General features: G+C 68.9%; 10 protein-coding genes. 7 read left to right on the forward strand and 3 right to left on the reverse strand.

Annotated features, from left to right (window positions below; genetic code table 11):
* Window positions 1–729 (reverse strand): GntR family transcriptional regulator, encoded by a 729-nt coding sequence (locus tag ABNQ38_RS00640; protein WP_377805174.1) that lies wholly within the window; start codon window positions 727–729, stop codon window positions 1–3.
* Between the two features lie 125 nt (window positions 730–854).
* Between ABNQ38_RS00640 and ABNQ38_RS00645 the strand changes: the two genes are divergently transcribed.
* Genes ABNQ38_RS00645 through ABNQ38_RS00675 form a run of 7 tightly spaced genes read left to right on the forward strand, consistent with a single transcriptional unit; the run spans window position 855 to window position 9,521 of the window.
* Window positions 855–2,228: a M20 family metallopeptidase gene (locus ABNQ38_RS00645; protein WP_377805175.1), complete on the forward strand. Its 1,374-nt coding sequence runs from the start codon at window positions 855–857 to the stop codon at window positions 2,226–2,228.
* Window positions 2,225–3,796, forward strand: coding sequence for an ABC transporter substrate-binding protein (locus tag ABNQ38_RS00650; RefSeq protein ID WP_377805176.1), 1,572 nt, complete (start codon window positions 2,225–2,227; stop codon window positions 3,794–3,796). The genes ABNQ38_RS00645 and ABNQ38_RS00650 overlap by 4 nt, the downstream gene beginning before the upstream one ends.
* 4 nt (window positions 3,797–3,800) lie before the next feature.
* Window positions 3,801–4,748, forward strand: coding sequence for an ABC transporter permease (locus ABNQ38_RS00655; protein ID WP_377805177.1), 948 nt, complete (start codon window positions 3,801–3,803; stop codon window positions 4,746–4,748).
* Window positions 4,741–5,571: an ABC transporter permease gene (locus tag ABNQ38_RS00660; protein ID WP_377805178.1), complete on the forward strand. Its 831-nt coding sequence runs from the start codon at window positions 4,741–4,743 to the stop codon at window positions 5,569–5,571. Before ABNQ38_RS00655 ends, ABNQ38_RS00660 begins: the two co-directional genes overlap by 8 nt.
* Window positions 5,568–7,154 carry a nickel ABC transporter ATP-binding protein NikE gene (gene nikE, locus ABNQ38_RS00665; RefSeq protein ID WP_377805179.1) on the forward strand — a complete coding sequence of 529 codons (1,587 nt, stop codon included), beginning with the start codon at window positions 5,568–5,570 and terminating at the stop codon, window positions 7,152–7,154. The genes ABNQ38_RS00660 and nikE overlap by 4 nt, the downstream gene beginning before the upstream one ends.
* Window positions 7,155–7,173: 19 nt before the next feature.
* The gene (locus ABNQ38_RS00670) at window positions 7,174–8,385 is read left to right on the forward strand and encodes a M20 family metallopeptidase (protein WP_377805180.1); all 1,212 of its coding nucleotides are present in this window, start codon (window positions 7,174–7,176) and stop codon (window positions 8,383–8,385) included.
* Entirely contained in the window at window positions 8,382–9,521 is a 1,140-nt protein-coding gene (locus ABNQ38_RS00675) for a M24 family metallopeptidase (RefSeq protein ID WP_377805181.1), read from the forward strand. The genes ABNQ38_RS00670 and ABNQ38_RS00675 overlap by 4 nt, the downstream gene beginning before the upstream one ends.
* Window positions 9,522–9,612: 91 nt before the next feature.
* Here ABNQ38_RS00675 and ABNQ38_RS00680 read toward each other — a convergent pair whose 3' ends face one another.
* Window positions 9,613–11,106, reverse strand: a complete 1,494-nt coding sequence (locus ABNQ38_RS00680) for a M20/M25/M40 family metallo-hydrolase (RefSeq protein ID WP_377805182.1) — start codon at window positions 11,104–11,106, stop codon at window positions 9,613–9,615.
* A 214-nt stretch (window positions 11,107–11,320) separates the two neighbouring features.
* A complete protein-coding gene (locus ABNQ38_RS00685) occupies window positions 11,321–12,046 on the reverse strand; it encodes an SDR family oxidoreductase (RefSeq protein WP_377805183.1) in 726 nt (241 codons plus the stop codon).
* Between the last annotated feature and the right edge of the window lie 47 nt (window positions 12,047–12,093).

Here is a 12,093-nt window from a genome sequence, read left to right on the forward strand (position 1 = left end):
TCAGCGCACTTCGTTCACATATCTGTGGTCGTCCGTCAGCGTCCTGTGATGACTGACGATGGTCAGGGTTCCGGTCTGGTCGAACGCCTCCTCGTCGATGATCAGAAGCGGCGTCGGGTCGGGGACGCCGAGGTCGGCACGATCCTCGGCAGTGGCGAGCCCGGCCGAGACCCGCTCGCGCACGGCGGAAATGCGGATGCCGTGAACATCGAGCAGGTAGAGGTAGAGCCGCTGCGGCACCAGTGACGGTTCCAGCGGGAAATCGGGCACCCGGCGGGCCACCAGCGCGATCCGGGAGCGCATCACCGCCCGCCCATCCACCCGGCGCAGCCGCGCGATGCGGATCAGCGGCTCCCCCGGTGCCTCGCCCAGCAGGGCGGCCTCGTCTGCGGTGGCCGGGCTTTGCCCGACCTCGGTCACCACCGCCTCCGACGACAGCAGTTGGCCGGCATCGCCATGCAGGCGGTAATATTGGAAGAAGAAGCGCAGGCTGTGCTGCGGCGTGCGTCCGGTGACCACCGTCCCGGTCTTGCGCCGTCGCATCAGCATGCCGTCCGCGGTCAGATCGGCCAGCGCACGGCGCATCGTTCCCACCGCAACCCCATAATCGGCGGCAAGCGCGACCTCACCCGGCAGCACCATGCCGGGCGGCCATTCGCCGAGCAGAATGGCTTCCGCCATGCGGCGCTTGACGTGTTCGTAGAGCGGGATCGGCAGGTCACCCGCCATGTTTGCCGTCTTTTTGTTCACTGCCGCCTCAAAAATTGCCAGAAATTGCTCGAATCTTGACGATTGACAAAGATTTGTGCGCCGGTCACATTTCTTTATAGAATATAGAAAACAGCGAGCCTGTCATGGACAATCGGCACGGAAGCGGCCAGCCCACCGGCGACGACTCCCTCGATGCGGCGATGGCCTGGATCGCGTGCTCGGCGGAACCCGCCCTGGCCGATCTCGCCCGCATGATCGCTGTCGACACGTCCTTTCCTCCCGGTGCCGGCTACGACGCCTTCGCCGACCTGATGGATGAGCTGATCGCCCCGCTGGGCTTCCGTTCCAGCCGGGTCGTCGTTCCCGACGCACTGTGGCGGGTGCCCGGAGGACCGGCGTCCGGCCGGCGCACCAATCTCATCGGCGAACGCGAGACGGGCAAGCCGGTTCTCGGGCTGTATTTCCATGTCGACACCGTGCCCGCCGCCGCCGGCTGGGACAAGGACCCGCTCCGCCTGACTCGCGAGGGCGACCGGCTCTACGGGCTGGGCACCGCCGACATGAAGGGAACCATTGCCGCCGTGCTGCTGGCGTTGCGCGCCGCCGAGGCCTGCCGCCTGCCGCTGGCCTACGACCCGATGCTGCTGTTCTGCACCGACGAGGAGGGCGGGCTCTATCCCGGCGTGCGCTACCTTGCCGAACAGGGGCTGCTGAAGGGGCATATCCTGAACTTCAACGGCAGCGCCGCGCCGCGCATCTGGGCGGGCTGCTTCGGCCTGTTCAACCTGCAGATCCGGCTGCACGGCCACACCGTCCATGCCGGCGAGGGCAACCGCTCCGGCTCCGGCGTCAACGCCATCGAGGCGGCGCTGCCGTTGCTCCAGGCTCTGACCGACCTCAAGCCGGTGGTGGCGCAACGGACCTCGGCCCTGCCGCCGCCGCCGACCGCCTCCGGTCCGCTGGCCGCCCGGCTCGATATCGCCGCCGCCCATGGCGGCATCTGCGGCGGGCAGGTCCCCTCGCTGTTCGAGATCCTGGTCTGCCGCCGCTATGCGCCGGAAGAGGATTATGAGGAGGCGCGGGCGGAGATCGAAACGGCCGTCGCCCGCGCGATGGCCGCGAGCCCCGACATCGCGGTGGATATCCAGCTGGTCGGCCACCTCGCCCCGACCGGCGATCCGACCGGGCCGCACTGGCCACGCTGGCAGGCGGCGCTGTCGGCCGGCTTCGGCTACCGCCCGGACGAGTTCCGCGCCTGGGGGGCAGCCAGCTGCTCCGACTTCGGCTGGGTCCAGCGCACCGGCATGCAGGAGGTGCTGTTGACCGGGCTCGGCCGGCCCGAGAGCAACGTCCATTCCCCCGACGAACACACCACCGTCGCCGACATCGTCGCATTGGCGCAGAGCGTGCTGGCCTATCTGACCGCCGGCTTTGCCCCCGACCTTATTCCCGAAAACACCGATCCGAACGCCGTGCCGACCCCAGGCCGCGGCCCGCAGAAGGAGTCCGACCGATGAGTTCCGTGACCCGCCGCCGCTTCCTCGCCGGGACCGCCGGCCTCGGCGCCCTGCCCGCCTTTAACCTGCTGGGCGCTTTGCCGGCCTTCGCCCAGCAGACCGCCGCGCGCCGCGGCGGCGTCCTGCGCATCTCGGTCGATCAGGCCGCCAGCGTCATCCACCCGCTGCGCACCCGCGTGAATCCTGAATATCTGGTGGCGGAGCTGCTCTATTCCGGCCTGACGCGGCTCGCCGCCGGCATGAAGGTGGAGCCGGACCTCGCCCTATCCTGGTCGCCCGACCAGACACTGACCGAATGGACCTTCGTCCTGCGGCCGGGCCTGACCTTCCATGACGGCTCGCCCTGCACCGCCGCCGACGTGGTCGCCACCTTCACCGCCATCCTCGATCCCAAGACCGCCTCGCCGGGCCGCACCAATGTCGGCCCGATCAAAGAGGTGACGGCCAAGGACGAGCGGACGGTGCTGTTCCGCCTGACCTCGCCCTACGCCGACCTGCCGGTGGCGCTGGCCTACACCAACGCCCGCATCGTCCCGGCCAAGGTGATCGAGACCGACCTCGACAGCCTGTCGCGCAGCGCGGTCGGCACCGGGCCGTTCAAGCTGGTCTCCTTCGAACCCGACCGCAAGATCGTGGTGGAGCGCAATCCCGCCTATTACGACCCGTCGCGCCCCTATCTCGACCGGGTCGAGGTGCTGGTCTATCCCGACCGCACCGCCGAGGCTTCGGCGCTGATCTCCGGCGACATCGACCTGATGCTGGGCACCGCTCCCGGCGAGTACCAGCGGCTGGAGAAGTCCTCCGGCGTCAAGGCGCTGCGCGTGCCGTCGGGCCAGTTCCTGAACGTCAACATGGGCTGCGACCAGAAGCCCTTCTCCGACCCGCGCGTCCGCAAGGCGCTGGCGCTCTCCGTCGACCGCGAGGCGATGGTCGGCTTCGTCGCCGGCGGCTACGGCACCCCCGGCAACGACACGCCGATCAGCCCGGCCTACCGCTTCCACCGCGAGCAGCCGCTGCGCAAGGCCGACCTCGCCCAGGCGAAGAAGCTGCTGGCCGAGGCCGGCTATCCGAACGGCGTCGACCTGACCATGATTGCGTCGGACAAGCCGGGCACCCGCACCGAACTGGCGGTCGCCATCCGCGAGATGGCGAAGCCCGCCGGCTTCCGCATCCAGGTGCAGACCATGCCGCACGCCACCTACCTGGATCAGGTGTGGAAGAAGGGCAATTTCTACGTCGGCTTCTACAACATGCAGGCGACCGCCGACGCGGTCTTCTCGCTGCTCTACACCTCCGACGCCGCCTGGAACGAGACGCGCTGGAACAACAAGGACTTTGACGCCCTGGTCGCCGAGGCGCGGGCCAAGACCGACGAGTCCGAGCGCGCCGCCCTCTACGCCAAGGCGCAGCAGCTGATGCATGACGAGGTGCCGTCGGTCATCCCCGTCTTCTTCGACCTGCTGGCGGCACGGCGCGATTACGTCGAGGGCTATGACCTGCACCCGCGCGGCTCGGTGTTCCGCCTCGACTTCGTCTCGCTCGGGGCGGCGGCGCCCAAGCGGGGTTGAGGCCGTGAGCGCATCCTGGCTCCTGCGGCGGCTGGCGCTGATCCTCTACACGGTCTTCATCGTGTCGGTGCTGGTCTTCGGCATCACCCAGGCGCTGCCGGCCGACGCCGCCGTCACCCTGCTGGGCGAGAACGCCACCGCCGAGGCGCTGAACGCGATCCGCGAGCGCCTCGGCCTCGGCGACCCGATCTGGTGGCAGTATCTGCGCTGGGTCGGCCATGCCGCGACCGGCGATTTCGGCCTGTCGATGCGCACCGGCCAGCCGGTCGGGCCGGAGATGCTGACGGCGCTCGGCCGTTCGCTTCTGCTGGCCGTCGCCGCCATCCTAGTCATGCTGGTGATTGCCGTGCCGCTGGGCATGCTGGCGGCGGTGCGCCAGGGCAAGCTGGCGGACATGGCGACCGGGCTGATTTCCTATCTCGGGGTCTCCTTCCCGGAATTCGTCACCGCGACGCTGCTCGCCATGCTGCTGGCCGACAGCCTGCAATGGCTGCCCGCCACCGGTTACGTCTCGCCGCTGGAGGATTTCGGCGGGGCGCTGCGGCATCTCGCCCTGCCGGTGCTGACCGCCTCGCTGATCCTAGTGGCGCATGTCGCCCGCATGGTGCGGTCGGAAACGCTCGACGTGCTGCACAGCGACTATATCCGCGCCGCCCGGCTGAAGGGGCTGCCGGAACGCACGGTGCTGGTCCGCCACGCCCTGCGCAACGCGCTGCTGCCGGTGGTCACCATCGTGGCGCTGGATGTCGGCTATCTGCTGGGCGGCATCATCGTCATCGAGGAGATCTTCGCCATCCCCGGCATCGGCCGGCAGTTGATGGTGGCGGTCACCGCCCGCGACCTGCCGTCGATCCAGGCCGGCGCCCTCATCATGTCGGCGACCTACGCCGTCGCCAACACGCTGGCCGACGTCGCCTACGCCGTCCTCGACAAGAGGATCCGCTATGACTGACCTGCTGCGCCGCCTGATGCGCACGCCGCAAGGCGCCATCGGCCTGATCCTGCTGGCGGTGCTGGCCGCAGCCTGCCTGTTCGGCCCCTGGCTGGCCCCCCACGACCCGGAGAAGATGGACTTCCTCGGCCGCTTCCGTCCGCTCGGCGCCCAGAACTGGTTCGGCGCCGACCAGTTCGGCCGCGACGTGCTGAGCCGCCTGCTGGTCGGCGCCCGCTCCACCCTGCCGATGGCGCTGGCCGCCACCCTGCTCGGCACCGTCGCAGGAGCCGTGGTCGGCACCGCGTCGGCCTATCTCGGCGGGCGCTGGGACGAGGCGATCATGCGCACCATCGACGCGGTGATGGCGGTGCCGGGCCTGCTGCTCGCCCTGCTGCTGGTCAGCACGCTGGGCAACGGCGCCGGCAACGCGATGATCGCCATCGCCGTCACCTTCGCCCCCGGCATGGCGCGCGTCACCCGCGCGGTGGCGTTGACCGTGCGCGGCCAGGACTATGTCAAGTCGGCCACCGTGCGCGGCGAGAGCGCGTCGTGGATTGTCTTCCGCGAGATGCTGCCCAACGTGATGGCCCCGGTGGTGATCGAGGCGACGATCCGCGTCTCCTTCGCGGTGATGCTGTTCGCCACCCTCAGCTTCCTCGGCCTCGGCGCCCAGCCGCCGGCCTCCGAATGGGGCCTGATGGTGGCGGAGGCGCGCCAGTACGTCCATCAGGCGCCCTGGATCCTCATCGCGCCGTCGCTGGCCATCGCGATGACCGCCATCGCCTTCAACCTGCTCGGCGACGGGCTGCGCGACGCCATGAACCCGCGGGACGAACGATGACCGCAGTCCTTTCCCTGCGCGACTACACGCTCGACTATCTCACCGGCAGCCGGCCCTTGCGGGTCCTGCAGGACATCAGCCTCGACATCGCGCCCGGCGAGGTGCTGGGGCTGGTCGGCGAATCCGGTTCGGGCAAGAGCACGCTGGCCTGGGCGATCATGCGGCACCTGCCGAAGAACGCCCGCGAACTATCGGGTAGCATCCGGCTCGGCGACACCGACCTGCGGAGCCTGCCGCCGCGCGCGTTGACCCGCATCCGCGGCCGGCGCATCGGCATGGTGTTCCAGGATCCCTCGACCGCGCTGAACCCGACGCTGACCGTCGGCCGGCAGGTGACGGAGACGCTGGTCAACAACCGCGGCCTGACCCGGCGCGCCGCCTGGGATCTGGCGCTGGAGCTGCTGGGCCATGTCGAACTGCGCGACCCCGAAGCGCTGATGCGGCGCTATCCGCACGAGATCTCGGGCGGCGAGAAGCAGCGCATTCTCATCGCCACCGCCTTCGGCTGCCGGCCGGAGCTGATCGTCTTCGACGAGCCGACCACCGCGCTCGACGTCATCACCGGCGCCCGCATCCTCGACCTCTTCGCCCGGCTGCGGGCCGAGACCGGGGTGGCGGCGCTCTACATCTCGCACGACCTCGCCTTGGTCTCGCGCGTCGCCGACCGGGTGGCGGTGATGAAGAAGGGCCAGCTGGTGGAAGAGGCGCCGGCCGCCTCGATCTTCGCCCGCCCCGCCCACGAGGAAACCCGCAAGCTGGTGGCGGCGGTGCCGCGCCCGGAGAACCGGCTGGTCCACGACCGGCCCGGGGATCGCGTCCTGCTCGCCGCCGAGGCGGTCTCGGTCCGCTATGCCCGGCCGCGCCTGTTCCGTCCGCCCCCGCCGCCGGCGACCCACGCGGTCGGCTTCGACATCAGGGCCGGCGAGATCCTGGGCATCGTCGGCGAGTCCGGTTCCGGCAAATCCTCCATCGCACGGGCGCTGACCGGTCTGGCCGACTTCTCCGGCGGCATCCGCTTCGACGGTCGGCCGATCGGCTCGGCCCGCGACATGGACGGCGCCTATCGCCGCGCGGTGCAGATCGTCTTCCAGCATCCCGACGGCTCGCTGAACCCGCGCCAGACGGTGGGCGAGATCCTGTCGCGTCCGCTCAAGCTGTTCGGCACCGGCCAAGCCGATCTGAGTGCCGAGATCGGCCGGCTGCTGGAACAGGTGCGGCTGCCGGCCGCCTACGCCACCCGCTGGCCGCACCAACTCTCGGGCGGCGAGAAGCAGCGCGTCGCCATCGCCCGCGCCTTCGCCGCCCGGCCGTCGCTGGTCATCTGCGACGAGATCACCGCCCCGCTCGACGTCTCGGTCCAGGCCTCGATCATCGAGCTGCTGCTGGCGCTGCGGGCCGAGACCGGGACCGCCTATCTCTTCATCACCCACGACATCAACCTGATCCGCCAGATCGCCCACCGCATCGCCGTGATGCGCCGGGGCGAACTGGTCGACCTGCTGCCCATCGACGCGGTCGACGCCGACCATGTCCACCCCTACACGCGCGACCTGATGGCCGCCTCGCCGACGCCCGTCGGTTGAGCTTCCGGGAACATTCCTCATGGACACCGCAGAGATTCTCGCCCGCCTGGATACCGATGCCGCCCTCGCCTTCCTGGCCCGGATGGTCCAGCACAAGAGCTACAGCCAGACCGAGGGCGAGCGCGAGCTGGCCCGCTTCATGGCCGCCTCCATGTCGTCCCTCGGGCTGGAGGCGGAACTGACGCCGGTGCCCGGCGGGCGGGTCAACGCCGTCGGCCGCTGGCGCGGCACCGGCGGCGGCAAAAGCCTGCTGTTCAACGGCCACATCGACACCAACCCGGTGACCGAGGGCTGGACCGTCGATCCCTGGGGCGGAAAGATCGACGACAAGTTCATCTACGGCATCGGCTGTTCCAACATGAAGGCGGGCGATGCCGCCTATTTCTGCGCGGTGAAGACCCTGATGGACGCCGGGGTGAAGCTGCGCGGCGACGTCATCCTGACCTATGTGGTGGGCGAGCTTCAGGGCGGCGTCGGCACGCTGGCGCTGATGGAGCAGGGGCTGCGCGCCGACTGCTTCATCAACAGCGAGCCGACCGACCTCCAGGCGATGACGATGCACGCGGCGGCGCTGAGCTTCGTCATCGAGCTGGTCGGCGACACCCGCCACCTGTCCAAGCGCGAGGAAGCGGTCGACGCCGTCGTCGCCGCCTGCGACCTGATCCCGCGGCTGAACGCGCTGGCCCTATCCGGCGCCAAGTCGCCGGAGCACGCGACGATCAACCGCGTCCATGTCGGCGTCGTCCACGGCGCGCTGGGCAAGGAGCTGCACGAGTGGCGCTCGCCCCAGGTCGCCGACTTCGTACGGATCAAGGGGTCCGCCCGCTACGCCACCGGCCAGAGCGAGGACGGGGCGCTGACCGATTTGCGGCGCGAGCTGGACGCGCTGGAAGCGCGCTTCCCCGGCCTGAAGGCCAGCGTCTTCTCCGAGGACCGTGGCGGCACGCCGACCATGCCGACCTTCGAAGTGGCGAAGGACAGCCAGATCGTCCAGGCGGTGAACCGCGCCTACCGCGCGGTGCGCGGCACCGACCAGCCGACCGGTGCCATCACCCCGCCCGGCTTCTACGGCACCGACGCCGGCCATCTCCAGCATTCCGGCGGCATGGAGGGCGTCGTCTGCGGTCCCGGCGGCCGCTACAACACCATGCCGGACGAGCGCGTCGACATCGACGACTATCTCGACATGATCCGCGTCTACATGCTGACCATCCTGGAGATCTGCGGATGAGCGGCGCAGCGGCCGAGCGTTTCGCGCCGCGGATGGCCCGGCTGCGCGAGGCGATGGCGGCCGGAGGCTGCGACGCCTTCCTGGCCGACCATGCCGAACTGATCGCCTGGATCAGCGGCTACACCGTGTCGGAAACGCTCTACCGTGCCGTCATCGTGCCGATGGAGGGCGAGCCCTGCTTCGTCCTGCGCTCCATCGACGCCGGCCCCTGTCGCTCCGGGGTGTGGTTCGACGAGGTGGCGACCTTCGACGACCACGAGGACCCGCAGGGCGCGGTAGCCAACGCGCTAGCGGCACGCGGCCTTGCCGGCGCGCGGATCGGCGTCGATCCGGTCTCCTACGGCCACACCGTCGCCACCGCGCAGCGCCTTGGCGAGTTGCTCCCCGATGCCCGCTTCGTCCCGCTGCCGGGACTGAGCGACCGTCTACGCGCCTGCAAGTTCGCCGACGAGATCGACGCCATCGCGGCCGCCGCCGCCATCGCCGACCGGTGCATGCTGGGGTTGGAAGACCATGTGCCTCCCGGCCGGACGGTGCGGGAAGTGGCGGCGGCGGCGGCGGCGGCGCAGCTCTGGCTCGGCGCCGACGACGGCGGACCGGGGCCGATCCTGGTGTCGGGTGGCCATGGAACCGGAGGCCACGTCGATTTCCTGCACGGCAGCGGTCTCGACCGGACGCTGATGCCGGGCGACATCGTGCATGTCGAACTGACGCCGCGGGTCGGCAACTACGGTGCCCGGCTGATGCGGCCGGTCTTCGTCGGCGACCCGCCGGCCGGGGCGCGGGAGACCTTCCAACAGCTGGCGGAGCTTCAGGACCGGCAGATCGCCGCCATGCGTCCGGGAGCGAAGGCCCGCGATGTCGATGCCCTGCTGCGGACGGCGGTGCTGGACGCCGGGCTGCGGGCCGACTACGGCAACGTGACCGGCTACGCCATGGGCCTCTACGCCCGCACGCCGCGGCCGAGCGACTTCTCGCAGTCCTTCCACCCGGGTGCCGACTTCCCCCTGGAACCCGGACAGGTCTTCCACATGTACGCGTCGGCGCGCGGCGTCGCCGTGAGCGAGACCGTTCTCGTGACCGACGCCGAACCCCGCCGGCTGACGGTCTGCCCGCGTCGGCCGATGGAAGGCTGAGGCCGCCACAATGTTCAGCTTGGTTCCGTGACATCCCCAAAACGGAAAGCGGCGCGCCGGGCCGGAAATCCCGGGCGCGCCGCTTCGGGGATCAGAACGGCTGCTGGAGCAGTCCGATCAGGCCCTTCACGCCCGATACGAAATTCCCGACGCGCAGGTTTTCGTCGTAGCTGTGCTGGTTGTTGTCGGCATTCACCAGCGGGACGATGACGAAGGGCACCTTCAGCGCCTCGACCGCCGCTCCGGTGGGCACGGTGCCGCCCATCATGCGAATGCGCACCGGGTCCTCGCCGTAGGTCGCCTTGAAGGAGCGGTAGAGCCACTCGCCGACCGGCGCCTGCATGTCGGTCCGCGCCGCGGAACTGGAGGCGGAAACCTCCTCCGAAGCCAGGGAGGCCAGCTTGTCGTACTTGGCCCGGTCCTCGTCCGTCGGGTTGCCCTGGACCAGATGATAGCCCTGGGCCTCGATGTGCTTCTTCAGCATGCCGATCAGCTGCTCCGGCGGCGTCTCCGGAACCGTGCGCAGGTCGAGTTCGGCGACGGCGCTTTCCGGAATGATCGTCCGCGCCTTGGCACCCACGTCGCCCGCCGCCATGCCGCGGACGTTGAGCGACGGGTATTGCAGCGCCTCCTGATAATTCTTACCGACCTTTTCCGCCTGCGCGATGCCCAGCCGCTTGCGCAGCGCCGCTTCGTCATCGGGGACGGCGGCCATGATCTTTTCCGCCGCCGCGTCGATCTTCACGGAGTCGTAATAGCCGGGAATGGTGACCCGACCGTTCTCGTCCTTCATCGACGCCAACAGCTGCGCCAGCCGCATCGCCGGATTGGCCGAATAATTGCCGAAATGGCCGCTGTGCAGGCCCTGCTTGGCGCCGAAGACCGTCAGGGTCGCCTGGGCGACGCCGCGGTTGCCGAACACCAGCGTCGGCTTGTTGCTCTGGTGCATCGGGCCATCGAGCACCAGCAGCGCGTCATTCTTCAGCAGCTCGGCATTCTGCCGGATGACCTCGCCCAGCGACGGCGACCCCTTCTCCTCTTCGGAATCGAGGATGATCTTGACGTTGACGCTGGGCTTCTGGCCGGCCTCCTTCAGCGCGTCGAACGCCGTCAGCAGCATCATGATCGGACCCTTGTCGTCCGACGAAGACCGCGCGAACAGCCGCCAGTCCGGATCGACCTGCTCGCCGTACAGCTTCTCCAGCGGGATCGTCTCCCACTCGCCCTTGTCGGTCTTCTGCTTCAGCGTCGCGTCCCAGGGGCTCTTCTGCTTCCATTGCTGCGGGGTGACCGACTGGCCGTCCAGATGGGCGTAGAACAGGATGGTCTTCTTGGCGGGATCGGCGCCGGGCAGTTCCGCAAACAGCATCGGCTTGCCGTTGTTCGCCAACGCACGCGCCTGGAAGCCGCGCTTCTGGAAGGCCTGCTCCAGCCACGCGACGTTCTTCTGAATGTCAGCCGGAACAACTGCATCGTTGGGAATGGCGAGAAGTTCGACAAATTCCTTGTAATTCGCAGACGCGTGCTTCGCTGCGAGCGTATCCGTGGATGGCGACGCGGCACCCGCCTGGACCGGCAAGAACATGCATGCGCCGATGAGAAGCGCTTGTTTAAGAGATAACTTCTCTATGCCCGACATTTCTTCCCTCTTACGTATTCATGACGCAATTTTTACGAAGGAATTGCGGGCACCGTCAAGTTTACTGCCGATTTTCACGGGGCTGCCCTGTGCGTGACGCGCAGCAGGCGGCCGGGGCGAACGGCCCCGGCAACTCCCGACGGATCGGCGCGCCCTGCCCTCAGCTGCGGGCGACCGGACGGACGGTGATCTCGTTGACCCCGACATCCCGCGGCTGTTCGATGGCGAAAAGAACAGCCCGGCCGATGGCTTCCGGTTCGATAGCGTTGCGGCGGTATTCCACCATCGCGCGGGCAGCCGTCTCGTCGGTGATGGTGTCGGCAAGTTCGGAGCGCGTCACGCCGGGATAGATGCAGGTCGTGCGGATCGTCTCGCTTTCCTGCCGCAATCCGTCGGTGATGGCCCGCACCGCGAATTTGGTTGCGCTGTAGACGGCGGAGGTCGGCACCACCTCGAAACTGCCGACCGAACCGATGTTGACGACGTGCCCGCCTCCCTGTGCCTCCATGACCGGCAGGACGGCCGCGATGCCATGGAGGACGCCGCGGATGTTGACGTCGATCATGCGGTCCCATTCCTCGACCTTCAGGGAGGCGAGCGGGGAGAGCGGCATCACGCCGGCATTGTTGACGAGGACATCGACCCGGCCGAAGCGGTCCCTGGCTTCGGCAACGAAGCCCTCCATGCTGGCGCGGTCGGTCACGTCGAGGGCGCGGGCGGCGGCCCTGCCGCCCTTCGCCTGGATTTCCCGGACAAGCGCGTCGAGCCGCTCCGTCCGCCGCGCCCCCAGCATCAGGGTGGCGCCGGCCCCGGCGAGAATGCGCGCGGTGGCCTCGCCGATGCCGCTGGACGCACCGGTGATGAGAACGACTTGGTCGATGGTCATGACGATTTCCTGTATTTCAATGGATATGGATGTCGACGGTTGCGGCA

Source organism: Azospirillum sp. A29, from assembly GCF_042604625.1.
GTDB classification, from domain to species: Bacteria; Pseudomonadota; Alphaproteobacteria; order Azospirillales; family Azospirillaceae; genus Azospirillum; species Azospirillum palustre.

Bases quoted from the DNA above. Each gene is read 5' to 3' on its own strand.
- ABNQ38_RS00640 (WP_377805174.1), bottom strand. From the start codon at position 729: ATGGCGGGTGACCTGCCGATCCCGCTCTACGAACACGTCAAGCGCCGC.
- ABNQ38_RS00645 (WP_377805175.1), top strand. From the start codon at position 855: ATGGACAATCGGCACGGAAGCGGCCAGCCCACCGGCGACGACTCCCTC.
- ABNQ38_RS00650 (WP_377805176.1), top strand. From the start codon at position 2,225: ATGAGTTCCGTGACCCGCCGCCGCTTCCTCGCCGGGACCGCCGGCCTC.
- ABNQ38_RS00660 (WP_377805178.1), top strand. From the start codon at position 4,741: ATGACTGACCTGCTGCGCCGCCTGATGCGCACGCCGCAAGGCGCCATC.
- nikE (WP_377805179.1), top strand. From the start codon at position 5,568: ATGACCGCAGTCCTTTCCCTGCGCGACTACACGCTCGACTATCTCACC.
- ABNQ38_RS00670 (WP_377805180.1), top strand. From the start codon at position 7,174: ATGGACACCGCAGAGATTCTCGCCCGCCTGGATACCGATGCCGCCCTC.
- ABNQ38_RS00675 (WP_377805181.1), top strand. From the start codon at position 8,382: ATGAGCGGCGCAGCGGCCGAGCGTTTCGCGCCGCGGATGGCCCGGCTG.
- ABNQ38_RS00680 (WP_377805182.1), bottom strand. From the start codon at position 11,106: ATGTTCTTGCCGGTCCAGGCGGGTGCCGCGTCGCCATCCACGGATACG.
- ABNQ38_RS00685 (WP_377805183.1), bottom strand. From the start codon at position 12,046: ATGACCATCGACCAAGTCGTTCTCATCACCGGTGCGTCCAGCGGCATC.